This window comes from Amycolatopsis regifaucium, from assembly GCF_001613935.1.
GTDB classification, from domain to species: Bacteria; Actinomycetota; Actinomycetes; order Mycobacteriales; family Pseudonocardiaceae; genus Amycolatopsis; species Amycolatopsis regifaucium.
In genome coordinates, this window is sequence record NZ_LQCI01000034.1 from 646,894 (window position 1) to 671,118 (window position 24,225).

The 24,225-nt window shown below is 68.6% G+C and carries 28 protein-coding genes; 16 read left to right on the forward strand and 12 right to left on the reverse strand.

Features of this window, described 5'->3' with window-relative positions:
• Positions 1-239 precede the first annotated feature (239 nt).
• Complete coding sequence (yczE, locus tag AVL48_RS26930) at positions 240-866, reverse strand: membrane protein YczE (protein WP_061980168.1); 627 nt, start codon at positions 864-866, stop codon at positions 240-242.
• A gap of 61 nt (positions 867-927) precedes the next feature.
• Between yczE and yczR the strand changes: the two genes are divergently transcribed.
• Positions 928-2,382 carry a MocR-like transcription factor YczR gene (gene yczR, locus AVL48_RS26935; protein ID WP_061980167.1) on the forward strand — a complete coding sequence of 485 codons (1,455 nt, stop codon included), beginning with the start codon at positions 928-930 and terminating at the stop codon, positions 2,380-2,382.
• 530 nt (positions 2,383-2,912) lie between these two features.
• On the opposite strand, the gene AVL48_RS26940 is transcribed toward yczR, so the two are convergent.
• Positions 2,913-4,079 carry a hypothetical protein gene (locus tag AVL48_RS26940; RefSeq protein ID WP_061980166.1) on the reverse strand — a complete coding sequence of 389 codons (1,167 nt, stop codon included), beginning with the start codon at positions 4,077-4,079 and terminating at the stop codon, positions 2,913-2,915.
• A 294-nt stretch (positions 4,080-4,373) separates the two neighbouring features.
• Between AVL48_RS26940 and AVL48_RS26945 the strand changes: the two genes are divergently transcribed.
• A complete protein-coding gene (locus AVL48_RS26945; RefSeq protein WP_244162511.1) occupies positions 4,374-4,919 on the forward strand; it encodes a sigma-70 family RNA polymerase sigma factor in 546 nt (181 codons plus the stop codon).
• 15 nt (positions 4,920-4,934) lie between these two features.
• On the opposite strand, the gene AVL48_RS26950 is transcribed toward AVL48_RS26945, so the two are convergent.
• Complete coding sequence (locus AVL48_RS26950) at positions 4,935-6,098, reverse strand: pyridoxal phosphate-dependent aminotransferase (RefSeq protein WP_061980164.1); 1,164 nt, start codon at positions 6,096-6,098, stop codon at positions 4,935-4,937.
• Positions 6,099-6,127: 29 nt separating this feature from the next.
• Here AVL48_RS26950 and AVL48_RS26955 point away from each other — a divergent pair, with 29 nt between their 5' ends.
• Positions 6,128-7,426 carry a DUF445 domain-containing protein gene (locus AVL48_RS26955; RefSeq protein WP_061980163.1) on the forward strand — a complete coding sequence of 433 codons (1,299 nt, stop codon included), beginning with the start codon at positions 6,128-6,130 and terminating at the stop codon, positions 7,424-7,426.
• A gap of 170 nt (positions 7,427-7,596) precedes the next feature.
• On the opposite strand, the gene AVL48_RS26960 is transcribed toward AVL48_RS26955, so the two are convergent.
• Positions 7,597-8,097, reverse strand: coding sequence for a CGNR zinc finger domain-containing protein (locus AVL48_RS26960; protein ID WP_082857771.1), 501 nt, complete (start codon positions 8,095-8,097; stop codon positions 7,597-7,599).
• A 60-nt stretch (positions 8,098-8,157) separates the two neighbouring features.
• Here AVL48_RS26960 and AVL48_RS26965 point away from each other — a divergent pair, with 60 nt between their 5' ends.
• Genes AVL48_RS26965 through AVL48_RS26975 form a run of 3 tightly spaced genes read left to right on the forward strand, consistent with a single transcriptional unit; the run spans position 8,158 to position 9,569 of the window.
• Positions 8,158-8,526 (forward strand): VOC family protein, encoded by a 369-nt coding sequence (locus tag AVL48_RS26965; RefSeq protein WP_037319277.1) that lies wholly within the window; start codon positions 8,158-8,160, stop codon positions 8,524-8,526.
• Between the two features lie 33 nt (positions 8,527-8,559).
• A complete protein-coding gene (locus AVL48_RS26970) occupies positions 8,560-8,937 on the forward strand; it encodes a TFIIB-type zinc ribbon-containing protein (protein WP_074038212.1) in 378 nt (125 codons plus the stop codon).
• Between the two features lie 2 nt (positions 8,938-8,939).
• Positions 8,940-9,569 carry a P-loop nucleotide/nucleoside kinase family protein gene (locus AVL48_RS26975; protein WP_061980160.1) on the forward strand — a complete coding sequence of 210 codons (630 nt, stop codon included), beginning with the start codon at positions 8,940-8,942 and terminating at the stop codon, positions 9,567-9,569.
• Here AVL48_RS26975 and AVL48_RS26980 read toward each other — a convergent pair.
• Positions 9,561-10,691: a methyltransferase domain-containing protein gene (locus AVL48_RS26980; protein ID WP_061980159.1), complete on the reverse strand. Its 1,131-nt coding sequence runs from the start codon at positions 10,689-10,691 to the stop codon at positions 9,561-9,563. The two genes, AVL48_RS26975 and AVL48_RS26980, sit on opposite strands and share 9 nt — an antisense overlap.
• 108 nt (positions 10,692-10,799) lie before the next feature.
• Between AVL48_RS26980 and AVL48_RS26985 the strand changes: the two genes are divergently transcribed.
• The 4 genes from AVL48_RS26985 (at position 10,800) to AVL48_RS27000 (ending at position 12,897) form a co-directional block, all read left to right on the forward strand.
• Positions 10,800-11,249 carry a helix-turn-helix domain-containing protein gene (locus tag AVL48_RS26985; RefSeq protein WP_061980158.1) on the forward strand — a complete coding sequence of 150 codons (450 nt, stop codon included), beginning with the start codon at positions 10,800-10,802 and terminating at the stop codon, positions 11,247-11,249.
• Positions 11,246-11,950, forward strand: coding sequence for a hypothetical protein (locus tag AVL48_RS26990; protein WP_061980157.1), 705 nt, complete (start codon positions 11,246-11,248; stop codon positions 11,948-11,950). The genes AVL48_RS26985 and AVL48_RS26990 overlap by 4 nt, the downstream gene beginning before the upstream one ends.
• A gap of 85 nt (positions 11,951-12,035) precedes the next feature.
• A complete protein-coding gene (locus AVL48_RS26995; protein WP_061980156.1) occupies positions 12,036-12,329 on the forward strand; it encodes a DUF2516 family protein in 294 nt (97 codons plus the stop codon).
• A 13-nt stretch (positions 12,330-12,342) separates the two neighbouring features.
• Positions 12,343-12,897, forward strand: a complete 555-nt coding sequence (locus AVL48_RS27000; RefSeq protein ID WP_061980155.1) for a YbaK/EbsC family protein — start codon at positions 12,343-12,345, stop codon at positions 12,895-12,897.
• A 6-nt stretch (positions 12,898-12,903) separates the two neighbouring features.
• Here the strand turns inward: AVL48_RS27000 and AVL48_RS27005 are convergent, their stop codons facing one another.
• Entirely contained in the window at positions 12,904-13,620 is a 717-nt protein-coding gene (locus AVL48_RS27005; protein ID WP_061980588.1) for an ABC transporter permease, read from the reverse strand.
• Positions 13,617-14,303, reverse strand: a complete 687-nt coding sequence (locus tag AVL48_RS27010; RefSeq protein WP_061980587.1) for an ABC transporter permease — start codon at positions 14,301-14,303, stop codon at positions 13,617-13,619. The genes AVL48_RS27005 and AVL48_RS27010 overlap by 4 nt, the downstream gene beginning before the upstream one ends.
• Before the next feature lie 175 nt (positions 14,304-14,478).
• Between AVL48_RS27010 and AVL48_RS27015 the strand changes: the two genes are divergently transcribed.
• The 3 genes from AVL48_RS27015 (at position 14,479) to AVL48_RS27025 (ending at position 17,067) form a co-directional block, all read left to right on the forward strand.
• Positions 14,479-15,375, forward strand: a complete 897-nt coding sequence (locus tag AVL48_RS27015) for an ABC transporter substrate-binding protein (RefSeq protein WP_082857772.1) — start codon at positions 14,479-14,481, stop codon at positions 15,373-15,375.
• Between the two features lie 154 nt (positions 15,376-15,529).
• Positions 15,530-15,964, forward strand: coding sequence for an SRPBCC family protein (locus AVL48_RS27020; RefSeq protein WP_061980153.1), 435 nt, complete (start codon positions 15,530-15,532; stop codon positions 15,962-15,964).
• 104 nt (positions 15,965-16,068) lie between these two features.
• Entirely contained in the window at positions 16,069-17,067 is a 999-nt protein-coding gene (locus tag AVL48_RS27025) for an NADP-dependent oxidoreductase (RefSeq protein ID WP_061980152.1), read from the forward strand.
• A 78-nt stretch (positions 17,068-17,145) separates the two neighbouring features.
• On the opposite strand, the gene AVL48_RS27030 is transcribed toward AVL48_RS27025, so the two are convergent.
• The 5 genes from AVL48_RS27030 to AVL48_RS27050 all read right to left on the reverse strand — a co-directional run bounded on the left by AVL48_RS27030 (position 17,146) and on the right by AVL48_RS27050 (position 20,652).
• On the reverse strand, positions 17,146-17,775 hold the full coding sequence (locus AVL48_RS27030; RefSeq protein WP_061980151.1) for a pyridoxamine 5'-phosphate oxidase family protein: 630 nt from the start codon (positions 17,773-17,775) through the stop codon (positions 17,146-17,148).
• 15 nt (positions 17,776-17,790) lie between these two features.
• Positions 17,791-18,675 carry a formyltetrahydrofolate deformylase gene (gene purU, locus AVL48_RS27035; protein WP_177242250.1) on the reverse strand — a complete coding sequence of 295 codons (885 nt, stop codon included), beginning with the start codon at positions 18,673-18,675 and terminating at the stop codon, positions 17,791-17,793.
• Positions 18,653-19,312 carry a DedA family protein gene (locus AVL48_RS27040; RefSeq protein WP_061980149.1) on the reverse strand — a complete coding sequence of 220 codons (660 nt, stop codon included), beginning with the start codon at positions 19,310-19,312 and terminating at the stop codon, positions 18,653-18,655. Before AVL48_RS27040 ends, purU begins: the two co-directional genes overlap by 23 nt.
• Positions 19,313-19,375: 63 nt before the next feature.
• Positions 19,376-20,173 (reverse strand): hypothetical protein, encoded by a 798-nt coding sequence (locus AVL48_RS27045; protein ID WP_061980148.1) that lies wholly within the window; start codon positions 20,171-20,173, stop codon positions 19,376-19,378.
• On the reverse strand, positions 20,155-20,652 hold the full coding sequence (locus AVL48_RS27050) for a DUF2505 domain-containing protein (protein ID WP_061980147.1): 498 nt from the start codon (positions 20,650-20,652) through the stop codon (positions 20,155-20,157). The genes AVL48_RS27045 and AVL48_RS27050 overlap by 19 nt, the downstream gene beginning before the upstream one ends.
• Positions 20,653-20,678: 26 nt before the next feature.
• Here AVL48_RS27050 and AVL48_RS27055 point away from each other — a divergent pair, with 26 nt between their 5' ends.
• The 3 genes from AVL48_RS27055 to AVL48_RS27065 all read left to right on the forward strand — a co-directional run bounded on the left by AVL48_RS27055 (position 20,679) and on the right by AVL48_RS27065 (position 24,205).
• Positions 20,679-21,743, forward strand: coding sequence for a UDP-N-acetylmuramate dehydrogenase (locus AVL48_RS27055; RefSeq protein ID WP_061980146.1), 1,065 nt, complete (start codon positions 20,679-20,681; stop codon positions 21,741-21,743).
• Between the two features lie 214 nt (positions 21,744-21,957).
• A complete protein-coding gene (locus tag AVL48_RS27060) occupies positions 21,958-23,136 on the forward strand; it encodes a L,D-transpeptidase (RefSeq protein WP_061980586.1) in 1,179 nt (392 codons plus the stop codon).
• 256 nt (positions 23,137-23,392) lie between these two features.
• The gene (locus tag AVL48_RS27065; protein WP_061980145.1) at positions 23,393-24,205 is read left to right on the forward strand and encodes an alpha/beta fold hydrolase; all 813 of its coding nucleotides are present in this window, start codon (positions 23,393-23,395) and stop codon (positions 24,203-24,205) included.
• Positions 24,206-24,225: the final 20 nt, after the last annotated feature.

A 24,225-nucleotide genomic window follows, 5' to 3' on the forward strand; every position in this document is an offset into this window, starting at 1 on the left:
CCTGATCCTCCGTTGATCAAGCTCGTGTGCGATCACGACCTATGGACCGGCAGCCGAGCGGGGAAGATCCCGGACACCCCACCACCGGAATCCTCCCACCCGACCACACCGGCAACCCCACACAAGTCCCACACCAGTGGCTAACCAAAGACGATTCCCTCAAGGAGGCCTTCACGGACCGGCCGCTACGGGCTCAGCCGCCGTAGGTACCTGAACACCCTCGGTTAAAACGACCCAAATCACTCACGAACACGCCAGGCGACCAGCGGCAGGAACGCCTGGGTGAGGGGTCCGATGGCGAGCGCGTAGAGGACCGTGCCGACGCCGACGGTGCCGCCGAGCAGCCATCCGGCGGCCAGGACGGTCAGCTCGATGAGGGTCCGGACGAACCGGATCGACTTGCCCGTCCGGGCCGCGAAACCGGTCATCAGCCCGTCGCGGGGGCCGGGGCCGAGCCGTGCGCCGACGTAGATGGCGGCGGCGAGCCCGTTGAGCACGACGCCGGCGACCAGGTTGGTGATCTGCCAGCCGAGGACGTCCTGCTCGGGCAGGAAGAGCCGCACGAAGTCGACGGTGAGCGAGATGACCACGATGTTGGCGACGGTGCCGATACCGGGCCGTTGCCGCAGGGGGATCCACAACAGCAGCACCGCGACCGAGGCGAGCGCGGTGACCGTCCCGAACGTGAGGCCGGTGAGCTTCATCAGCCCTTCGTGGAGCACGTCCCACGGGTCTAGGCCGAGGCCGGACCTGGTCAGCATGGCCATGCTGCCGCCGTAGAGGGCGAGCCCGGCGACGAGCTGGATCGAGCGGCGGGTGGTGTCGTGGGAGATGCCGACGGGGCTGAGGTCGAGTGTAAGTGCCACGACTGCACCATCGGGGGTAAGTGGCTACCTTGACCATGGCCAATCCGCAATAATTGGCCTTATGGAACCGCTGATACCGCTGACTGGACGGGTTTCCGGCCAAAAATTGGCCACCTTGCTGGGAAGTTGGCGGCAAAGTGGTTCTCGTCACGGCGCCGCGGACCTCGCGGCGGCGGTCGAACTGCTGATCCTCGACGGCAGGCTGCCGCTCGGCACGAAACTTCCGGCCGAACGAGAACTCGCCGACGCGCTGGAGGTCAGCCGCACGCTGATCGGCGCCGCCTTGGACAAACTGCGGGCCGACGGGCTGGTCGCCAGCCGTCGCGGGGCCGGCTCCTGGATCGCGTCCCCCGGCGGCCGTGGCCGGGAGACGCTCCTGCCGTCCGGCGAAGACCTCATCGACCTCGCCCAGGCCTGCCCGCCCGCGATCGCAGGCCTGGTGCCGGCCGTGGACGCCGCCCGCAAGGCTCTGGTGGAGCATCTCGGCGAGAACGGCTACCACGTGCGCGGCCTGCCGATCCTGCGCGAACGGATCGCCCGCCGCTACACCCAGCGCGGGATGCCGACCAACGCCGATCAGGTGATGATCACCAACGGCGCACATCACGCGTTCGTGCAGGTACTGCGGATGCTGGCCGGTCCCGGTGACCGGGTCCTGGTCGAGCAGCCGACGTATCCGAACGCCCTCGAAGCCATCGGCGCCGCACACGCCATCCCGGTGCCCGTGCCGCTGGACCCGGCGAGCGGCTGGGACATCGTCGGGATCGAAGCCGCGCTGCGGCAGTCCGCGCCGAGGCTCGCCTACTTCGTCGCGGACTTCCAGAACCCGACCGGCCTGCGGCTGGACGTCGACGGCAGGCAGCGGCTCGCCGCCGCGCTGAGCCGCGCGCGGACCCCGGCGATCATCGACGAGACCCTGGTCGAGCTGGACCTCGAAGGCGATCCGGTGGCCGGGCCGCCGCCACTCGGCGCGTTCGCGGGGGATCTCGGCATCACGATCGGCTCGGCGTCGAAGTCACATTGGGCCGGGCTCCGGCTGGGCTGGATCCGCGCTTCGGAGGATGTCATCGGCAGGCTGATCGCGGCCCGCTTCGCCGTCGACCTGGGGTCTCCGGTCTTCGAGCAACTGGTTCTCGCCGAACTGCTCGACGACGGCGGGGCCGCGCTCGCGCACCGCCGCGAGGAGACGTTGGCCCTGCGTGACGCGCTGACGGGAGCACTGCATTGGTACTGCCCGGATTGGACGTTCACCGTGCCGCCGGGCGGGCTTTCGCTGTGGTGCCGTCTGCCGGAGCCGATGAGCACGCGCTTGGCCGTCGCGGCGGCGGGGCACGGGGTGCAGGTGGCGCCGGGTTCGCGGTTCGGTGTCCACGGTGGCCTGGAACGCTGGCTGCGGCTGCCGTACGCGTTGCCCGCCGACCGGCTTTTCGAGGCCGTTCGCCGGCTTGGCGCGGCCGCCGCTTCGGTGCGCGCGACCCCGGCCACGGCCGCCCCGGTGACCGTCCAAATCACCTGACCTCCACCCCCTGACCTACCGCGTTTCGTCCTCTGAATGCGGTAGTCGGCAACGCGAACCACCGCATTCAGAGGACGAAACGCGCGGGGCGTGAAACGGAAATAGCCGGTGCGCCGGCGGGGCGGCCGATGCTCCAGGGAGGGCATCGGCGCCGCACGACCAGCGCACCGGCTATCCGGCCCGCCCCCAGGCCGAAACCTGGGGACGGGCACCGCGGCGGTTACCCGGCACAGCCCCTCGACGTGCCGGGAACCGCCCGCGGTTCAGGTGGTCTTCGAGCTTGGTCGGCTCCTGCTCGGCGCGGTGAGCAGAAGCCCCCGAAGTCCACCCGGTGCTGGTCCCGGCGCCACAGGGGCAGCGCGGCGCCGGGGCCCGGGATCCGAACGGCCGGGCGCGGTCGGCCGTTCGGGAAGACGGGGAAACCTGAACGAGGGCAGGCTGAAACGCGACTTGGCCGAGGATGCTCAGAAGACGTCGAAACCGAAGTTGATCTTGGTTTGGACGTGGTTCTCCCCGGCGACCCGGTCAGGTCAGTCGGGGGAGGTGGCGGGAAGCGCGGCTTCCCTGCCGGTGCGCTCGCCTTCGTGATCGCAGCCGGTGCCGAGAAGTTTCAGCTGCGTGGCGGGGATTCCGGCGTCGAGCACGGCGAGCGGCCCGCGGCCGCCGGCGGAGTTGTCGTGCCCTGGCTGGGCGCTCGACGTGGGCGCGAGCGGAGCCACCGGGGTATTCGGCAGGCCGCCGCCGCCGCCCGAGCCGCCGCCATCCGGGGACGCGTGCGTGTCGGACTCGGCGGGAGCGGCCGGAGAAGCGGGCTGGACGTCGACCTTGACCCGGGTGGGCAGGACGACGCGGTGGTTCTGGCTCGCCGCGGCCGGAGCGGGCGTCTCGGCCGGGACGGCCGGACGCGGGGCCGGGATGATCGGCGCGGTCGGCGCGCTCGGGGTGGTCGGTGCCATCGGCGCGGCGGCCTTGACCGGAACGGAGATCGTGACCGAGCCGCTCGCCGAGTCGCCGGAGCCGCCGCCGAAGACGGGGTCGAGCGCGTCGCCGACGCCCGGCAGGAACACGGGATCGCCCGATCCGCAGCAAGGACCCGGCGTGAGGATCGGCGCGAGGACGTTCTCGCCGATCCCGCCGACGACCCCGCCCACGGTTTCGACGACGCCGCCGACCGTGTTCGTCACGACGTCCAGCACACCGCCGATGAGGCCGCCCAGCAGACCGTTGCCGGACTGGACCTTGGTGGTGGTGGTCTTCTCGACGGGTTCCGGGGAAGCGGTCTTCTCGACGGAACTCGCGCTCGATACGGCCTGCTCCTCGACGGTGGCCTCGGGCTCCTCGCTCGAAGCGGGAGCGGGCTCTTCCGTCGCGGACCCTTCCTTGGGCGATCCGGACTTCGTCGATTCCGGCGTTTCCGTGGTCTTGGCGGGTTTCGTGGCCTTCGCCGAGCCGGAGTCCGAAGTGGACTCATTTGGAGTAGTCGTTTTCCCGGTGCCGGTTTCGCTCGACGGCTGGACCGCGGAGGTCTCCGGCGTCGTGGCCGTCGGTTCCTCGGCCGAAGCCGGTGTGCTCAGGACGGCACCGAGGACCCAGCCCGTGATCGTGATTCCGCTCGCGAAAAGGATTCGCGCTCCGGCGTTCGACAGCGTCTTCGAGGGAATGCGGCCGCGACGGCGCACGACTGCCGTACCACTCATGGCAATCACCGCCGTCCGCGCCTGAAACCCACGTTCTCCGCGTGAGTTCGATCTTTCTTGGGGTCTCTTCCGGCCAGGTCGCAGTTCCCCCGGGGCTGCACCAGTTTTAGCACTGGAGGGGAGTGTTTCACCTCAGCCGCCATCGATCCAGCCCGTTAGGCGGAACGACGCAACCGGCTCCGGTGCCTGGAGTACTGAAGTCGATCACTCTCGGTGTGTGCCGGGCGGCCATCCGGGCACGGGTGGAACTACTCAAATCATCGATGACCTGACCTTTTCCGGATCCCTGCTGCGGTGCGTGCCGTCGAAGTCGCGTTCGGTGATCGAGCGGGCGGACGTGCGCCGCCGGAAACAGGAGAGTCCGCGATGTGGGACGAGAACGTGGTGTCGGCGGCGGTACTCGGCGCGCTGAGGGCCTACCGGCTGAGCGAAGCGGACGCCAGGGACGTCTGTCAGGAAGCGTGGCTGGAACTGTTTCGCGCGCCAGGCTCGCTGCGCGACGAAGCGAAGCTCCGCGCTTGGTTGACGACCACCGCGCGACGCCGCGCGCTCCGGATGATCACCAGGAACAGACGCGAAACGCCGCCTCCGCCGCCGGGCCCGGAACCGACCCCGGAGGCCGAGGTCGTCCGCGCCGAACGTGACCGCGCGCTCTGGGCGGCGGTCGATCGGCTCCCGGACGTGCACCGACGGCTGATGTGGTTGCTCGCACACCGGCCGGAGCTGTCCTACGCCCAGCTCGCCGACGAGCTGGGGATCAGTCCGGCCAGTGTCGGAAGGCTTCGAAGACGGTGTTTGGACAGGCTCAGGCGTGCTCTCGAAAAGAGTGGGTGGGCCTGATGGACATCAGACCAGTCACGTCAGTTTGCGCAATCGGGTGACGGCTTCGTCGATGACTTCGTTACGTTTGCAGAACGCGAAACGCAGCAGGTGTTTCCACTCTTCCGGGTGATCGGTGAACACCTTCACGGGGACGGCGGCCACGCCCACCCGTTCGGGAAGCTCCCAGGCCAGTTCGGCGGCGTCTTCGAAACCGAGCGGCCGGACGTCGACGCAGACGAAGTACGTCCCGGCGGTCGGCCGGACGGCGAACCCGGCTTCCGCGAGGCCTGTCGCGAGCCGGTCCCGTTTGCCCTGCAGGCTCGTGCGCAGGTCCTCGACCCACGGCAGTTCGTGATCCAGCGCGTGTGCGACGGCCGGTTGGAACGGGCCGCCCGAGACGAAGGTGATGAACTGCTTCGCCGCCTTCACCGCCGCGACCAGCCCGGGGCTCGCGCAGACCCAGCCGATCTTCCAGCCGGTGCAGTTGAACGTCTTGCCCGCGCTGGAGATCGAGACCGTCCGCTCGCGCATACCGGGCAAGGTGGCCAATGGAATGTGCTCGGCGTCGTCGAACACCAGATGCTCGTACACCTCGTCGGTGATGGCGATCAGATCGTGGGTCACGCAGAGCGCGGCGACGGCCTCCAGTTCGGCGCGGGTGAACACCGTGCCGGTGGGGTTGTGCGGCGAGTTGATCAGGATCGCCCTGGTCCGGTCGGTCACCGCGGCGCGGAGGCCCTCGACGTCCAACGCGAACCGGCCGTCCCGTTCCACCAGGCCGACGACGCGCCGCTCCGCGCCCGCCATGGCGACCGCGGCCGCGTACGAGTCGTAGTACGGCTCGATGACGATGACCTCGTCCCCGGCCTGCGTCAGCGCGATCAGCGACGCCGCGATGGCCTCGGTCGCGCCCGCGGTGACGAGGATCTCCGTGTCCGGGTCGTACTCGACGCCGTACCGCAGGCGGTGCCCCGCGATCGCCGCGCGCAGCTCCGGCCGCCCCGGGCCCGGCGGGTACTGGTTCGCGCCGCCGAACAGCGCGTTCTTGGCGGCTTCGAGCATCCCGACAGGCCCGTCGGTGTCGGGAAAACCCTGGCCGAGGTTGACCGCGTCGTGGCGGACGGCCAGCGCCGTCATCTCCGCGAAGATGGTCGACGTGAAGGGCTGGAGGCGGGAGACGAGGAGAGGTTCGCGCACGATCAGCCATCCTCACGGACAATGGCGGTGTGGAGCAACTGACGCCCGCCAAGGTGACCCCAGCCGACCCGCCCGGTGGAACCGCCGCCGAGGAGGAGAAGCGTCGCGGCCTGCGCAGGATGAAGATGGTCGCGCTGTCGTTCCTGCTCGGCGCCACGGTGATCTTCCTGCTGACCAGCTGGGCCGAAGCCGCGGGCTGGCCGGGCTGGGTCGGCTACGTCCGCGCCGCCGCCGAAGCCGGGATGGTCGGCGCGCTCGCCGACTGGTTCGCGGTGACCGCGCTGTTCCGGCATCCGCTGCGGATCAAGATCCCGCACACCGCGATCATCCCGAACAAGAAGGACGCGCTCGGCAGCAGCCTCGGTGACTTCGTCGGCTCGAACTTCCTGTCCGAGTCCGTGATCCGCGAGAAGCTGAGCCGGGTCGAGGTCTCGAAGCGTCTCGGCGGCTGGCTTTCCCAGTCGCAGAACGCCGAACGCGTGACGTCCGAGCTGGCCACCGTCGTCCGTGCCGCGGTCAAGGTGCTCCGCGACGAAGATGTCCAGGCGATCATGGAACAGGCCGTGGTCAAGCGGATCGTGGACAAGCCGTGGGGTCCGCCGCTCGGCAAGATCCTCGCGGGCGTGTTCGCCGACGGGGCGCACCACAAACTGGTTGACCTGATGTGCGACCGCGCCTACGAATGGGTGCGGGACAACCACACGACGATGCTGCGCGTGGTGTCGGACCGGGCGCCGAGCTGGTCGCCGAAATTCGTCGACGAGATGCTCGCGGACAAGGTCTACGGCGAGGTGCTGTCCTTCGTGTGGGCGGTGAAGACCGACGTCAACCACCCCATGCGGCTGGCGCTGGACAAGTTCCTCGGCGAGTTCGCCCTCGACCTGCAGACCGACCCCGAGGTGATGGCGCGCGCCGAGCAGGTCAAGTCCCAGATGCTGGGGCACGACGAGGTGCAGAAGCTGATCGGCTCGGCCTGGGCGACCGCCAAGGAGATGCTGCTCAACGCCGCCGAGGACCCGTCGAGCGAGCTGCGCCGCCGGGTGCGCACCGGCCTCGAGTCGCTGGGCGGGCGGCTGGTCACCGACGACCACATCCGGTCCAAGGTGGACAACTGGGTGGAGGGGGCGGCGGCCTATCTGGTCACGCACTACTCCAAGGAGATCACCACGATCATCACCGACACCGTGGAGCGCTGGGACGCCGAGGAGACCTCGCGCAAGATCGAGCTCCAGGTCGGCCGGGATCTGCAGTTCATCCGGATCAACGGCACGGTGGTCGGCGCGCTCGCCGGACTGGTCATTTACGCGGTCGCGCAGCTGCTCTTTTGAGCGGCGGTGCCTATACCACACTCCGGAGGCCTCACCGCGAGTTGTCCACAGGAAGTGGAGTCATCCCCAGGGTTATCCACAGCATTTCACGTCTTTGGCCTAACGCTGTGCACAACCCCTGGGGGTAACTCGGGGGTGGGTGACACCAGAAGTTGTGGTGCGGACGGCGGTCAAGTCGAGACGTCCGCCGTCCGCGCCCGCCACGCCCGCGCCTTCTCCCGGTTTCCGCACGACCGCATCGAGCACCACGTCCGCGACCGGTTGCGCGACTCGTCGTAGAACGCCCACAGGCAGTCGTCCGCCGGGCAGATCTTGAGCCGGATCCATTCCCCGAGCACGGTCAGCCGAATCGACGCCGCCATCACCGCCTCGCTGACCGATTCCGCGACCAGGAGCGGGCCTTCCGGGCCGAGGACGACCTCCGCCGGCGCGCGCAGGCCGAGCCGGGGCAGCCGCGGATCGCCGATCGCCGCCCGCAGCGCGTTCCGGGTTTCGCGGGCGACCGCGGGGGTATCCGCGCGCAGCCGGTGATCATGGGCCCAGCGTTGCCAGGTCTCCAGATCGTCCAAGAGGTCGGTGCCGCGTTCGACGTTCACCGTGTTCAAAAACTCGACCACCAGGGACGCGTCGGTGTTCACCTCGCCCAGTGTACGGCCGAGACCCGTTGTCATCGGCAGCGATAACCCTCATACTAGTTTCACTGGTTACTCGATCTTTCTGGAGGCTGAACCATGGGTGCGGTACCGACCTTCGGCGCGGTGGCCCTCGACTGCCCGGACCCGGTCGCGCTGGCGGAGTTCTACCGCGAGCTGCTCGACTGGAAGGCCGCGGAAGTCGCCGAAGACGGCCATTGGGTGACCCTGCGGAACCCGGAGGGTGGCGCGCGGTTCTCGTTCCAGCGCGTCCCGGACTACCGGCCGCCCGCGTGGCCCTCCGCCGAGAACCCGCAGCAGGCGCACGTCGACCTCGACGTCACGGACCTCGAAGCGGGGCACGAGCGCGCGCTCGCCATCGGCGCGAAGCTGCTCGATGACTCCCCGGAGACCTTCCGGGTGTACGCGGATCCGGCCGGACACCCGTTTTGTCTGTGTGCCTGCTGACCTCGGCCGCGAAAAATGCGTAATCTCTGATACGTGATTTGTCCGAAGTGCCAGAACGTCATGAAGACCGTCGACAAGAACGGTATCCACATCGACCAGTGCCAGGGATGCCGCGGCATCTTCCTGGACAGGGGCGAACTGGAAGCCATCGCCGGTGCCGAGAACTCGTACTACGCCGGTGGGCACGCGCCGCCCCCGCCGTATCAGGGAGGTGGGCACGCGCCGGCTCCGCACTACGGACGGCCGGACTCCCCGCGTCCGCACCGCGGCGGTTATGCCGACTCGCCGAAGGGCTACCGGGGCGGTTACGCGGATTCGCCGAAGGGCTACCGCGGCGGCTACGCGGACTCCCCGCACGGATACGGCCACAAGCGTCGTAAGGGCGGCTTCCTCGAGGGCCTCTTCGACTGACCGTGGTCCTCGATCTCAAGATCTGCCCGGCCTGCGGTGATCGCGCCGAACGGCCACGAGTCGAGAGCGGGTTGCTGGTGTGCGCGAAATGCGCGCACCGGTGGCCCTTCCGGCGCCTCCCGCTGTTCGCGCTGACCGGGCCGAGCGGGGCGGGGAAATCCACGGTCGGGCCCCGGCTGGCGGAACGGCTCGGCGAGCTGGCCCTCGTGGTCGAACAGGACGTGCTGTGGACGGGAGCGCTGCGCGACGACGTCCCCGGCCATCCCGCGTTCCGCTCGACCTGGCTGCGGATGGCGGCGATGCTGCACCAGAACGGGCGGCCGGTGGTGCTGTGCGGCACCGTCGCGCCGCCCGAGTTCGAGCGGTTGCCCGAGCGCGTCTTCTTCTCCGACATCCACTATCTGGCGCTCGTCAGCGAGCCTGAGGCGCTGCGCAAACGCTTGCTGGCCCGGCCCGCCTGGCGCGAGTGGGACGAGGAGCGGGTCGAGGAGATGCTGGAGTTCAACGAGTGGCTGCAGGCCGAAGCGCCGTCGCTGGAGCCACCGGTCGAGTTGTTCGACACCACCCACATCCCGGTGGACGCCGCCGTCGACCGCGTGGAGGCCTGGGTGCGGGGCCACCTCTCAGGGTGACAGCGGCCAGGTGCGGCCGTCGGGTGCATCCAGCCAGATCACCTGGTCTTCACCGTCGATGCTGAGCCCGAACCGGTCCCGTCCGGGCTGACCGAGGTCGAACCACTCCTCCTGCGCGTTTTCGACCAGTTCCCACAGTCGTCGAGGGCCGCCCTCGGCCACTTCGAACCCATCGCCTCGTTGCCGATGCCGCACCCATGAGCCGTCCGGGTGGACCAGCGCGGTGTGCCGGCCGTCCCGCGAGGCCGTCACCCCGGGCAGCTGAAGCCCGGCGAAGAACTCGAAGCGGCTGCGGACTTCGGTGATGGCCCTCATCGGCAACCGGGTCGGCCGCCAGGCCGCTTCGCCGTCGGGCACCTTCGACGGTTTGAACCGATGGGCACGCAGCGGCATGAAACGGCCGTCGCGGGCGAGCACGCGTCCATGTCCCGTGGCGCCTTCGCCCGCGACGATCCGGACGAGCCCGCCGCCGATCGGCCGGTTCAGCGTGGTGACGACCAGCCCGCCCGGCACCGTCTGTTCCAGCCAGGCGGGCGGGATCGAGGACACCGAGCAGGTGCACAGGATCCGGTCGTAAAGCACGCCTGCCGGGTAACCCTCGGCGCCGTCGGCCGCGGCGCACGAAGGCGCGTATCCGGCCTCCGCCAGCCGCTTGCGCGCGGTGTCCACCAGCTCCGGGTCGATGTCCACTGTGTACACGAGCCCGGAGCCGAGCCGCTGACACAGCAGCGCGGTGTTGTAGCCGGTGCCCGTGCCGATTTCCAGCACTCGGTGCCCGTCGGCGACCCGGAGCTCTTCGAGCATGATCGCCATGATCGACGGCTGGCTGGACGAACTCGTCGGCGTTCCCGGCTGCGCGCCGAGGTAGCGCGCCCGTTCCCAGAGCCCGGAATCGTCGTCGAGCTGGATGACCAGCACGTCGGGGGAGTAGACCCGGGCGAGCCAGCCGTCGTCACCGCTCTGCATCGCGACCCAGCCGTTCGCCGCCGGGACGAAGAACCGCGGCAGGAAGACGTGCCGGGGCACGGTGCGGAAAGCGGTCATCCAGCGTGCGTCATGCAGTACGCCTTCGGCGAGCAGATGCTCGACGAGGCGCCGCCGTAGCCGCGTCGCACTCGACATCCCTCCACGGTAGCGGGTGAGCACCAACACACCCGATGGTTGCAAGCAGTGTGCTTGCAATAGCTAGCACTCGCGCGTAGCGTTGAAGACGTCGCGAGGAGGTGACCGATGTCAGACACCAACCGGGACCAGCCCGCATCGGGCGGGCCGATGGAGAAGGTCGCGGACATCGCTTCCGACATCGGCGAGTACATCCGCCAGCAGCGCAGCAACGCGAAGATCTCCTTGCGGCAGCTGTCGAAACTCGCCGGCGTGTCCAATCCGTACCTGAGTCAGATCGAGCGCGGGGTCCGCAAACCCAGCGCGGAGATCCTGCAGCAGATCGCCAAAGGCCTGCGTATCTCGGCCGAGGCGCTCTACGTGCAAGCGGGAATCCTCGATCTGCCGATGGGCGGCCCGGTCGGCGACGCGATCCGCGCCGACACCGAGCTGACCGAGCGGCAGAAGCAGGTCCTGCTCGACGTCTACGAATCGTTCCGCCGCGAGAACGCCGCCGCGAAGCCGGAACCGGCCGCGCAAACCCCACAGCAAGCCGTCGAATCCAAGGAGTCAGCATGACCACCACCACGAAGAACAAGACCGACCGCAAGCACAGCGCCCTCGACCAGGTCCGCACCCCGCTGCTGGCCGCCCTCGGCGCCGGGAACCTGGCGGGCCAGGCCGTCGTCGACGCCGTGTCGAAGGCCAAGGAGCGCGTTGTCGAGGGCAGCGAGACCGCCCGCAAGAACATCGAAGAGCTCCCGCACGACGTCGAGGGTCTCCGCGAGAAGCTGGACCCGGCCGAGCTGCGCAAGGTCATCGACGAGTACACCGAGGCGGCGCTGAAGCTGTACAACAAGCTGGCCGAGTCCGGTGAGCAGGCGTGGGACAAGATCGCCACGCAGCCGCAGGTCAAGAAGGCCATCGAGCAGCTCGAGGACGCGCTGAGCACCGCGCAGGACCGCGTCGAGGAAGCGACCACCGACGCCCGTGAGCGCATCGACACCGTGCTCGGCAAGGTCACCAAGGGCACCCGCTCGGTGGGCGAGAAGGCCGCCCGCAAGGTCTCCGACGCCGCCATCGACATCGCCGGCGAGGTCGAGGAGATCGGCGACGACCTCGCGCACGAGACCCGCTCGGCTTCGCGCAAGGTCGCCAACAAGACCGCGCCGAAGACCACGACCCCGGCGCGCCGCACCACCGGCACCACCACGACCAGCACCACCACCAGCCCGGCCGCCAAGAAGCCGGCCACCACGCCGAAGACGACCGAGAAGTAAGGTCCGCGTGAATCCCAGGGCCCCTGGTACCGCATTCGGTACCAGGGGCCCGGGCCATTCGCCCGGTTTGACGTAAGCTGACTTCGTGTTCGTTGCCACCTGGATCCTCTTCGCCATCCACTGGGGCGGCGCACTGACGGGGCTGTTCGCTTTCGTGCATGCGCTGCTGCAGCGCGCGGACGCGTATTCGGCCGCCGATCGCAAGACCAAACCCATCTGGATGCTCATCACCGGCGGGGCCACCGCGGTGCTGATCATCTTCGAGTTCTACGGCGGCGGCATGATCCTGTGGCTGCCCGCTCTGGTTGCGGTCCTGGTCTACCTGGTGGACGTCCGCCCCAAGCTCATCGAGGTCCAGCGCGGCGGCCGCAACTGGTGACTATCGTGGCGCTGTGACTGACTGGACCATCGCCGGAAGCCTCACCGTCGTCCCCGCCCCTTCGCGCCCGGACCTGCTCGCCGAGCCCGTCGCCAAGGCACTCGCCGCCCTTTCCGATCCGGACGCCGTCGGCGTCACCGAGATCGATGCCGGACTGGCCGACACCGGCGCCTTCTGCGAGGCATACGGCTCGCCGCTTTCCGCGTCCGCGAACTGCGTCGTCATCGCGGGCAAGCGAGCCGGTGAAGTCCGGTTCGCCGCCGCGATGATCCTCGCCACCACCCGCGCGGACGTGAACGGCGTGATCAAACGCCGCCTTGACGTCCGAAAGGCTTCCTTCGCCCCGATGGACGAAGCCGTTTCGCTCACCGGCATGGAGTACGGCGGCATCACGCCGGTCGGCCTGCCGGAGGGGTGGCCGATCCTGCTCGACCAGCGCGTCGCGGACGAGCCGGAACTGGTCATCGGGAGCGGTATCCGCGGCAGCAAGCTGCTGATCTCGGGTGCGGCGCTCGCGTCCCTGCCCGGCGCCGAGGTGATCGACGGGCTCGCCCGTCCCGTCGAGTGAGAGCCTTCAAGAGCGGACTTCCGCGCGGGACCGGATGGCCAGTCCCCGCGGAGTCACCCAGCGAGTGATGAGCGCGAAGGCGGCCTCGCACACCAAAGCCAGTACGACGACCGCGATCCCGCCTGCCAGGATCTCGCCGTGGCCCGGATCCCCGAGCGCGAAACCGTCCACAATGTACCGCCCGAGCCCGCCGCCGTCGTTGACGATCGCGCCGATCGCGACGGTGGCGATCAGTTGCAGGAACGCCACACGAGCACCCACGAGGATGACCGGTGACGCGAGCGGCAACTCCAGGCGCAGCATGATCTGCCACTCGCGGTAACCGGTTCCGCGTGCGGCGTCGATGGTCTCTTGCTCCAGCTGGATGACGCCCGCGTACGTGTTCGTGAACAACGGCGGCAGCGCCAAAGCCACCAGCGCGAGCATCAGCGGCCAGAACGTCGTGTCGACTTCGAGCCGGGAAGCCAGGAACCAGAACAGGATCACCAGCCCGAAACTGGGGATCGCGCGGCCGATGTTCACCGCGCTCGTCGCGAGGAACTGCGCGCGCCGGTAGTGCGCCAGCCACAACGCGGGCGGGATGGTCAGCGCGGCCGAGATCGCCAACGCCAGCAAGGAGAATCGGAGGTGCTCGATCGTCCGGTACGGCACGCCTTCCGGGTCGGTCCAGCTCCAGCGGCCCGGTTCGCCGAACCACTCGATGGTCTGATCGATGATGCTCATCGCGACGCCGCCTTCCGCGACCACGGTGCGAGGGCGCGCCCGCCCAGCCACAGCAGGAGATCCACCACGACGGCGAGCACCACGGAAAGCCCGACGCCGACGATGATCGACGTCGGATTCGGGGTGGCCGTCTGGATTCCGGCACGGATGAAGTAACCCAGGCCGCCCTTGCCGAGCATGGAAGTCACCGTCACGAGCCCGATCGTGGTCACCGCCGCGACCCGCAGGCCCGCCATCACCACCGGCAGCGCGAGCGGGAGTTCGACCTGCCACAGCAGTCGCGAGCGCGTGAAACCCATGCCTATCGCGGCTTCGCGGACTTCCTTCGGTACCTGTTCGACGCCGGTGACGATGTTGCGGATCAGGATCAGCAACGTGTAAGTCGCCAAAGGGATCACCGCGGTGGTGAAGGACGTGAGGCCGGTGAACGGCACGAGTACGGCGAAAGCGCCGAGGCTCGGTATGACGTACAGCGAACCGGCCGTGCTCAGCGCGACGACGTAGAACCATCGGCGACGCAGCGAAACCACGGAGACACCGACCGACACCACCAGTCCGATGGCCAGCGCCGCCGCGGTCAGTGCGATGTGCTCGCCGAGCCGATCGAGGATCTCGTCGAAATGGCGGTCCACCCAGCGCCATTCGAACAACGGCCGCCCGCCTTGGGACGGCACGGGGAACACGGAGGACGCTCGCACCGGCCGACCCTACCCCGTTCGGGGGGCCCGATTCCGCTTGTCGGGAACGAAAAGGGCGGAACTCTCAAAATGTGGATTCTGTCGGTAGCCGGAGATACTGTCCATTCCTCTGAACGAGTCATAGGAGTGTGTGCACGTGCGCTGGACACGGAATGTTCGAGTGGGCGCGGTGCTCGCCGCCGCCGTCCTCGGTATGACCGCCTGCGGGGGTGGCGACGACGCAGCGGCTCCGGCCGCGCAGAGCAAGGGCGGGGCACCGATCGTCGTCGCCTCCTTCAACTTCACCGACAGCCTGATCCTCGCCGAGCTGTACGCGAACGCGTTGGAAGCCAAGGGCTATCCGATCACCCGCAAGCTGAACCTCGGTTCGCGCGAGCTGATCTACCCGGCCCTGAAGTCCGGGGAACTGCAGTTCATCCCGGAGTACCAGGGCGCCGCCATCACCACCGGTTTCGGCAAGGAGGCCGCGAAGGACGCCGCAGGCGAGCACGAGCAGCTCAAGAAGCTGTTCGAGCCCGAAGGCATCGGCCTGCTGGACTATTCGCCGGCGGAGGACAAGAACACCTACATCGTGAAGGCCGATCTCGCCAAGGAGAAGGGCCTCAAGAAGATCAGCGATCTGTCCAAGGTCGACAACGTCATCGTCGCGGGCGGCCCGGAGTGCGAGACGCGGCTTCCCTGCTTCAAGGGCTTCACGGACGTGTACAAGCTGAAGGCCACTTTCCAGACCGTGCAGGAGGCAGGCCCGCGGGTCGAGCAGCTGCGGTCCGGCAAGGTCACCGTCATCCCGGTCGACTCGGTGAGCCCGCTCGTCGGCGACCCGCAGTTCGTGGCGCTGGAGGACGACCTCGCCATCGTCCCGACCGAGAACGTCGTACCCGCGGTCAACAAAAAGGTGCTCGACGAGCGCGGCGCCGACTTCGCGGCCGCCGTCAACGCCGTCAGCAAGGCCCTCGACACCGCGCAGCTGCGTGAGCTGAACAAGCGCGTCGACTCGGACGGCGAGAAGCCGGGCGACGTCGCGAAGGACTGGCTGAAGGAGAAGTCCCTCATCTAGTCCCGCCTCGGCCAAGTGCAATGAAGGGGCCTTTCATCGCAAATTTTGCGATGAAAGGCCCCTTCATTGCAGTCGGGGACAGGGGCGCTCGCTCCCTCTGCGGGCGGCGGTGGAATCGTGGACGCTGTCTTGCACACGGGTGAAAGGGAGTGGGATGGGAAAGGTCACCGCCATCGCGGAGCGCACCATCGAGGCGCCGGCCGACAAGGTCAGGGCGCTCGTCGCGGACTACGCCGAAACCCGCCCGAAGCTGCTGACGGAGCACTACCGCGACTACGAGGTCATCGAAGGCGGTGTCGGCGCGGGCACGAAGGCGCGCTGGAAGCTGCAGGCGACGTCGAAGCGCGTACGGGACGTCGCCGCGACGGTGACCGAGCCGTCCGAAGGCACCCTCGTGGAGACCGACGCGAACTCCAGCATGGTCACCACCTGGACCGTCCGCGAGGTGCCCGAGGGCAGCCTCGTCCGCATCGAGACGACCTGGGACGGTGCGGGCGGCATCGGCGGCTTCTTCGAGAAGACCTTCGCGCCCGGTGGGCTCAAGCGGATCTACGAGGGAGTTCTCGGCAAGCTCGCCGAGGTCGTGTAGCGCTCACCACAATCGGAATGGTCGCCCCGGTTAGTCCGTTGTACCCGTCGTGAATACGGGGCGATCGCCCCGCTTGTGTTTCGCAACAGACTTGGAGTTACCTCGTGAACGCAACCGAGATCCGGCTCGCCTCCCGTCCGCACGGTGTCCCGACGCTCGAGAACTTCGAGATCGCGGACGTCGAGATCCCCACCCCCGGCGAGGGGCAGATCTTGGTCCGCAACCAGGTACTGAGCGTCGACCCGTACATGCGCGGCCGGATGAGCAGCGCGAAGTCCTATGCCGAGCCGTACGAGGTCGGCAAGGTCATGCACGGTGGCGCCGTCGGTGAGGTCGTCGAGTCGACCGTCGACGACTTCAAGCCCGGCGACATCGTGCTGCACGGCCTCGGCTGGCGTTCGCACGCCGTCGTCGCCGCCAAGCACGCGGTGAAGGTCGACCCCGACGCCGCGCCGATCTCGGCCTATCTCGGCGTCCTCGGCATGACCGGGCTCACCGCTTACGCCGGGCTGCTCGAAGTCGCGGAGTTCAAGGAGGGCGACACCGTCTTCGTGTCCGGCGCGGCGGGGGCCGTCGGGTCCGTCGTCGGTCAGCTGGCGAAGCTGAAGGGCGCGAAGCGGGTCATCGGCAGCGCGGGCACGGACGAAAAGGTCAAGTGGCTGACCGACGAGCTGGGCTTCGACGCGGCGTTCAACTACAAGGACGCCCCGGTCGTCGAACAGCTGCGCGCGGCGGCGCCCGAGGGGATCGACGTGTACTTCGACAACGTCGGCGGCGACCACCTCGAAGCGGCCATCGACTCGATCAACCTGCACGGCCGGATGGCGATCTGCGGGATGATCTCCGTCTACAACAACACCGAACCCGCAGCGGCGCCGCGCAATCTCGCGTCGATCATCGCGAAGCGGTTCACCATGCGCGGCATGCTGGTCGGCGACCACTACGCGCTGCAGCCGCAGTTCGTCAAGGAGGTCGCGCCGCTGGTCGCCTCCGGTCAGCTCAAGTACTCCGAGACCATTGTGGACGGTATCCGCAACGCGCCGCAGGCCTTCCTGGACCTGTTGGGCGGCGCGAACACCGGCAAGATGCTGGTCCGCGTCTGACCCTCGCCCCGTGAGATGAAGGGGCCTTTCATTGCAAAATTTGCGATGAAAGGCCCCTTCATTGCGCGCGTCAGGGACTCAGTACTGCGTCGTGAGCGCCCCGTGCGTCAGCGCCGCGTCCAGTTCCTCGACCGGCATGTCCAGCTTCAGCTGATCGCGGAAGATCTGCCCGGCGCTCGGCAGGACGGACCGCTCCGGCCAGGTTTCCGGCTTCCACAGCGAGGACCGCAGGAACGCCTTGGCACAGTGCAGGTACAGCTCTTCGACCTCGACCAGGATCGCCAGCGCGGGCCGCTTCCCCTTGACCACGAGGTCGTCGAAGAACGGCGCGTCCGCGACCAGTTTCGCGCGGCCGTTGACCCGCAGCGTTTCGTTCATTCCCGGCATCAGGAACAGCAGTCCGGCGTACGGGTTCTCGATGATGTTGGTCTGACTGTCGAGCAGCTTGTTGCCGGGCCGGTCGGCCAGCACGAGCGTCCGGTCGTCGAGCACCTTCACGGAACCGGCCGGGTCACCGCGCGGCGACACGTCACAGGTGCCCTCGGACGATGCCGTCGCCAGCAGGTAGAACGGCGAGCGTTCGATGAGCGTGCGCGCGTGCGGGTCGATGAAGGGGATGATCTTCCCCTTGGTCCGCTCGGTCGGGTGGCCGAGATGCTCGCGGAGCGCGTCGAGCGTTTCGATCACCTTGATCTCTGGAGTCCCCATGGACCCAGTCAACCACTAGAAGACGACAGTCCGGTTCCCGTGCACCAGCACGCGGCCCTCCAGATGCCACCGCAGTCCCCGCGCCAGCGTCACCTTTTCGATGTCGCGGCCCTTGCGGACCAGGTCCTCGACCGAGTCGCCGTGGTCGACCCGGATGACGTCCTGGTCGACGATCGGGCCCGCGTCGAGGTCGGCGGTGACGTAGTGGCAGGTCGCGCCGATCAGCTTCACCCCGCGCGCGTGGGCCTGGTGGTACGGCCGCGCGCCGACGAACGACGGCAGGAAGCTGTGGTGGATGTTGAGCGCCCGCCCGGCCCAGGCCTCGCACAGTTCCGGGGGCAGGACCTGCATGAACCGGGCGAGGACGACGGCGTGCGGGTCGTGTTCGTCGACCAGTTTCCGCACCTCGGCGAAGGCGGGCGCCTTGGCGGCGGCGTCGCCGGCCGGAAACGGGACGTGGTGGAACGGGATGCCGTGCGCGCGGGTGATGTCGCCGAGCGACTCGTGGTTGCCGATGACCGCGGCGACGTCGACGTCCAGTTCGCCGGACGCGACACGGCCGAGGAGGTCGTAGAGGCAGTGCCCGGCCTTGGAGACGAGGATCACGGCGCGGCGGCGCTCGCCGGTGTCGCTGACCTGCCAGCTTGACTCGGCCGAAAGCGACTCCGCGACGTCGGCGAAGCGCGAGCGCAGTTCCGCGGCGTCGAAGGGGAGCGAATCGGCGCGGACGACCTGGCGGGTGAAGAACCAGCCGGTGTCCGGATCGGTGTGGTACGCGGCTTCGACGATCCAGCCGCCGTGCTCGGCGAGGAAACCCGAGATCCGGGCGATGATGCCGGTGCGGTCGGGGCAGCCGAAGGAGATCACGTAGCGGCGTTCAGGGTTTGACACGCACACCATTGTCGCTGGTCCCGGCCGCGGCGCGGCGCCGGGTCAGGATGCGGACGCGGACGCGGCGTCCGATCTCGATCGCTCCGACCAGCAGCAGGCCGAGTGCGAAGGACAACAGAAGGCCCTTCTCCGGTTCGTCCGCGAAGGCGGCTCCGCCGACCAGACCGATCAGGACGCTGTAGCCCGCCCAGACGCTCGCGCCGAGCGCGTCGAGTGGGACGAACTTGTGCGGCGGGTAGCCGAGGCTGCCGTTGGCGAGTCCGCTCGCGACGCGGCCGCCGGGCAGGTAGCGGGCGGCGAGGATCAGCAGGACCGCGTTGCGCCGCACCTGGATCTTGGCCCATTCGTAGCGCCGGGTCCCGTCCGGACCGCGTTGCAGGCGGGCGAGTGCTCGCGGGCCGGCCGCGGCGCCGACGGTGTAGCCGAGGCAGTCGCCCAGCCAGGCCCCGAGCGCGGCGATCACGGCGAGCAGCACCAGTTGCGGCGGATCCGGGCCGATCAGGACGGCGACGGTGATGACGGTCGTCTCGCTCGGCATGAACGGCAGGAGCGCGTCCAACCCGGACACGAGGAACACGATCACCCACAGCCAGGGTGATCCCAGCGAGCCCCGAAGCAGTTCGGTGACGTACTCCAGCAGTTCCACGGTTACATGGTGATCACCGCAGGTCGCTTTGGGGTGACGGAGCGGGGTTCGACCGGTGAATTCCTAGCCCGGGGCCACCGACGACCAAGGCACGGTGAGTTCGCCCAGCCGCCAGCGCGACGGACGGCTCAGCACCGGCCAGCCGCGCGCGGTGAGCAGATGCACGGTGTGCGCCCAGCGGGCACGGACGCCGAAGTTCTGATGCGGCGCCGCCGTCGCCCAGGAGATGTCCAAAGTGGACAGTAGATCGTGGATGCGCTCGCCGGGAACGTTGCGGTGGATGAGGATCTTGGGCAGTCGTTCGGCCACTGTGGACGGACGTTCCAGGCTGGCGAGATGTACCGACAGGGTCAGCGCGCGAGGGCCGTCGTGCCCGACGGCGACCCAGGTGCTCAGCCGCCCGATCTCGTCGCAGGTGCCTTCGACGAGGAGCCCGTCCGGCGCCATCGCGTCCAGCATCAGCGACCAGGCGCCGGTGACCTCGGCTTCGTCGTACTGCCGAAGCACGTTGAACGCGCGCACCAGCACCGGCCGGGTCCCGGCGAGTTCGAAGCCGCCGCGCCGGAAGTCCAGCCATGGCCGGTCGACACACGCCTGCGCCACGGCCACCCGTTCGGCGTCCAGTTCCAGGCCGAGCACCCGGACGTCGCGACGCACGGAGCGCAGCCATCGCGCCATCTCCACCGTGGTCACCGGCGAAGCGCCGTAGCCGAGGTCCACCACCAGCGGTTCGTCGGCGCGGCGCAGCAGCCGGGTCACGCCCGCGTCGCTCGCGAGCCACCGGTCCACGCGGCGGAGCCGGTTGGGGTTGGTCGTCCCGCGAGTCGGTGCCCCGACCGGTTTCAGCGCTCGGCCAGCCACTTCGCGACGAATTCGGCCTCGCGCTCCAGCAGTTTGACGACCTGTTCGGCGATCACGCCCTCCAGCTTCCCGCCGACGAACGGGATCCGCACCTTGACCTCGCCGCTGTTGGTCAGCGTCGTCCGCCCGCCTTCGCCGGTCAGCGACGTCTTCGCGGTGATCTCGCCCGGCACACCGTTCACGGACGCGGTCGCGACGCCCGTGTACCCGTCGCCGTCGGCGCGCCACGTCTGCTCGCGCTCGACGACGAGGTCACCCCGGTGCAGGGTCCGGACGGCGGACGGGAGCTTGTCCGAGCTGATGCCCTGACGCAGCTTGTAGCGCACGCCGTCCGCGGTCGTGACGTACTCCAGCAGTTCCGCGTCGTCCCCGCCGATCTGCTCCAGCCTGGCCCGCAGCGCCGCCTCGCTCGACACCGCGTCCCAGGTGCTCGCGACGTCGGCGGAGAAGGCTGTGCGGTGCTCGATACGGGAGGCCATGGCGCCAGACAGTACCGTTCACGGGCGTGAGCACCGCTGAAACTCCCACCCAGCACGTCGCCCTCGCCGACCACACCACGCTGCGGCTCGGCGGCCCGGCGCGGCGCTACGCCGAGGCGACGACGGCACAGGCCCTGGTCGACGCGGTCCGCGAGGCCGACGACGCGGGCGAGCCGGTCTTGTTGCTCGGCGGCGGTTCGAACCTCGTCGTCGCCGACGAGGGCTTCGACGGCGCGCTCCTGAAGGTCGGCAACACCGGCTGGACACGTGACGAAGGTCTCGTCGAGGTCGCGGCCGGGCAGAACTGGGACGGTTTCGTCGAGGGTCTCGTCGCCGAGGGCGTCGGCGGGCTCGAATGTCTCTCCGGGATCCCCGGTTCGGTCGGCGCGACGCCGATCCAGAACGTCGGCGCCTACGGCTGTGAGGTGGCCGAGTCGCTGGTCTCGGTCGACCTCTACGACCGCGCCGCCCGCGAGATCCGGACGCTGACCGCCGAAGAGCTCGGGTTCGGCTACCGCACATCGATCCTGAAGGGGACCGACGCGGGTGTCGTGCTCACGGTGCGCTTCAACGTCACCGAAGACGGCCTCTCGGCCCCGATCCGCTACGCCGAACTCGCCCGCACGCTCGGCGTCGAGATCGGTGATCGCGTCCCGGCGGCCGAAGCGCGCGAAGCGGTCCTCGAACTGCGTCGCGGCAAGGGCATGGTCCTCGACGCGGACGACCACGACACCTGGAGCGCGGGCTCGTTCTTCACCAATCCGATCATCAGGGAGGCGCAGGTCGCGAAGGTGCTGGCGGAAATCGTCGACGTCGTCGGTGAGGACGTGCGCGTGCCGAGGTATCCGGCGCCCGGCGGCACGAAGCTGTCCGCGGCGTGGCTGATCGAGCGGGCGGGGTTCGCGAAGGGACACGAAGGGCCAGGAGGCCGGGTCTCGCTGTCGACGAAGCACACTCTCGCGCTCACGAACCGGGGGAAGGCGTCGACCGCCGACCTCCTTGCCCTGGCTCGCGAAGTGCGCGACGGCGTCAAGGCTCGCTTCGGTGTTTCGCTGCACCCCGAACCCCTCCTCATCAACTGCTCGCTCTAGCCCCCTGTCGCATTTCGTCCTCTAAATGCGGTTCTTGCGCGCGCAAAGACCGCATACAGAGGACGAAATGCGGGTAGCCGGAACAACCAGGCGGAGGCCCCGCGCGTCTACCCAGTGAGGGGCGAGGGTGAGTTCCGTCGCCGCGGGTAACGTCGGAGAGGTCCCCAGCGCTGAGCGGGTAGGTACTCGCATGGGGGTCAATGGGAGGTTCACGGTGATCGAACGGCGCACGGTGTTCAAGGCCGCGCTCGCCGCGGGAGCGGCCATGCTGGCAGCTGCCTGCTCCAGCGAAGAAGGCGGCAACGCCAAACCGCAGGGCAGTGGTGGCGAAGGAGAGTCCTCCGCGCCCCCGGTCGCGAAGATCACCGCCGAGCCCGCCGTCGACGCCAAGGACGCGTCCGTGGTGACGCCGGTCGTGGTGAAGGTCGCCGACGGCAAGCTCACCGAGGTCAAGGTCACCGGCGAGTCCGGCAAGGACGTCAAGGGCGAACTTTCCGCCGACGGTCTCACCTGGACGGCCTCCGAGGTCCTCGGCTACGGCAAGACGTACACCTACGCCGCCAAGGCCACCGGCAGTGACAACAAGACCGCCGAGCTCAAGGGCACGTTCACCACGGTCAAACCGGCCAAGGAGGTGCGCGCCACGCTGAACCCGACCGACGACGCCGAGGTCGGCGTCGGCATGCCGATCAGCGTGAAGTTCGCGTCGCCGGTCAAGGACAAGGCGGCCGCCGAGAAGGCGCTCAAGGTGAAGACCGACAAGGACGTCGAGGGCTCCTGGGGTTGGCTGTCGGATACGCAGGTCGACTGGCGGCCCAAGGAGTACTGGCCCGCCAACATCACGGTCAGCGTCGAAGCGAAGCTCTACGGCGTCGCGCTCGGCGGCGGCGCGTACGGCAAGGCCGACGTCACGACCAAGTTCAAGATCGGCCGCAACCAGGTGGTCAAGATCCACACCCCGGACCACGTCATGAAGGTCTACCGCGGCGGGGCCGAGTCGGCGAGCTACCCGTGCTCGAACGGGCTCGACGGGGACGTCCAGCGCAACACCCCCAACGGCACGTTCATCGTGATGACGAAGGAGCCGATGGCGCGGTTCGACAACGCGCGCTACGGCTACACCAACGTCAACAAGAAGTGGTCCTGCCGGATCTCGAACAACGGCGAGTACATCCACGAGAACCAGGACAACGCGGCCAACATCGGCAAGGCCAACACCTCGCACGGCTGCGTGAACCTGCTCGAAGCGGACGCGAAGAAGTACTTCGACTCGGCGATGATCGGCGACCCGGTCGAGATCACCGGTTCGAAGCTGGGCAGCCCGACCAAGTCGGACGTCAAGAACTGGTTCTACGACTGGAAGTCCTGGAAGGCCCTGTCCGCGATCAAGTAGCGAGCGGCTCGTGGCCATCATGTACTGGGGAAGGTGAGGTGGATTTCTGGTCATCCAACGTCCCGAAATCCACCCAGTCGATGCCCTCGACCCGCGCCGAGACACGCCACGTTTGCCTTACCGTCAAGAAACGCTCTCGGCTCAAGGTCGAGGCGCAACGATCCCCCGCCATCGCGAGCGAGCGCGCCGGCCCCGGTCCGCGCCAACCGTCATCGCCACTCACGACCGCCTTGGCGAAAACCCATAAAGTGCTGGCATGAAGACCGAAGTAGTCGGCTACGGCGGGACGCGGATCGGCCTGTGGGTCGAGGGCGCCGAGAACACCCGTCCGATCGTGTTCGTGCACGGCTGGGCCCAGTCCGCCAGGGCCTGGGCGCCCCAGCTCGCCGATCCCGCGCTGTCCGAGCGGTTTCGCCTGGTCGCGATGGATCTGCGCGGGCACGGGGACTCCGAAGCCCCCTCCGCCGGCTACGACGACCCCCGGGTCTGGGCCGAGGACCTCGCCTCCGTGCTCGACTTCGCCGGTGAAAACGCGATCGTCGTCGGCTGGTCGTATGGCGGTTTGGTGATCACGGATTACCTCCGCGTGCACGGTTCCACACGGCTCGGCGGCGTCGTACTTGTGGGCGCGATCACAGAAATCGGCAAGAATCGTCCGGGCGGGAAGGTCGGTCCCGCCATGCGCGAAGCCATCCCGGCGGTGCTGTCGGACGATCCAGCGGTCGCCATTCCGGCGTTGGTGCGGTTCAGCCAGCGGATGACCGCCTCGCCGGTGTCGGGGACGCTGACCCAAGGCCTGCTCGGCGCCAGTCTCGCGACGCCGCCTTCGGTGCGTTCCGCGTTGTTCCGGCGCGACATCGGCAGCGAGGACGTACTTCGCGATTTGGACAAACCGACCCTGATCGTCCATGGTCTCGCGGACGCTGTGATCGATCCGACGTCCGCGGAGTACGCGGCCGGGAAGATTCCGGGGGCCGTCGTGCGTTGGCTACCTGAGGTGGGGCATCTCCCGTTCGCCGAAGTGGCGGAGGAGTTCGGTGGCCTGCTGCGCGGGTTCGCCGATCAGTAGGACTTCAGGAGTGTTGACCA

What these genes read in the sequence shown, in the direction of transcription:
- purU (WP_177242250.1), bottom strand. Translation starts at nt 18,675, where the DNA reads ATGGTGTGCGTGTCAAACCCTGAACGCCGCTACGTGATCTCCTTCGGC.
- AVL48_RS26980 (WP_061980159.1), bottom strand. Translation starts at nt 10,691, where the DNA reads ATGTCGAGTGCGACGCGGCTACGGCGGCGCCTCGTCGAGCATCTGCTC.
- AVL48_RS26960 (WP_082857771.1), bottom strand. Translation starts at nt 8,097, where the DNA reads ATGACAACGGGTCTCGGCCGTACACTGGGCGAGGTGAACACCGACGCG.
- AVL48_RS26940 (WP_061980166.1), bottom strand. Translation starts at nt 4,079, where the DNA reads ATGAGTGGTACGGCAGTCGTGCGCCGTCGCGGCCGCATTCCCTCGAAG.
- AVL48_RS27030 (WP_061980151.1), bottom strand. Translation starts at nt 17,775, where the DNA reads ATGGGGACTCCAGAGATCAAGGTGATCGAAACGCTCGACGCGCTCCGC.
- AVL48_RS26965 (WP_037319277.1), top strand. Translation starts at nt 8,158, where the DNA reads ATGGGTGCGGTACCGACCTTCGGCGCGGTGGCCCTCGACTGCCCGGAC.
- AVL48_RS27050 (WP_061980147.1), bottom strand. Translation starts at nt 20,652, where the DNA reads ATGGCCTCCCGTATCGAGCACCGCACAGCCTTCTCCGCCGACGTCGCG.
- AVL48_RS27020 (WP_061980153.1), top strand. Translation starts at nt 15,530, where the DNA reads ATGGGAAAGGTCACCGCCATCGCGGAGCGCACCATCGAGGCGCCGGCC.
- AVL48_RS26990 (WP_061980157.1), top strand. Translation starts at nt 11,246, where the DNA reads ATGACCACCACCACGAAGAACAAGACCGACCGCAAGCACAGCGCCCTC.
- AVL48_RS27065 (WP_061980145.1), top strand. Translation starts at nt 23,393, where the DNA reads ATGAAGACCGAAGTAGTCGGCTACGGCGGGACGCGGATCGGCCTGTGG.
- yczR (WP_061980167.1), top strand. Translation starts at nt 928, where the DNA reads ATGGAACCGCTGATACCGCTGACTGGACGGGTTTCCGGCCAAAAATTG.
- AVL48_RS26985 (WP_061980158.1), top strand. Translation starts at nt 10,800, where the DNA reads ATGTCAGACACCAACCGGGACCAGCCCGCATCGGGCGGGCCGATGGAG.
- AVL48_RS27005 (WP_061980588.1), bottom strand. Translation starts at nt 13,620, where the DNA reads ATGAGCATCATCGATCAGACCATCGAGTGGTTCGGCGAACCGGGCCGC.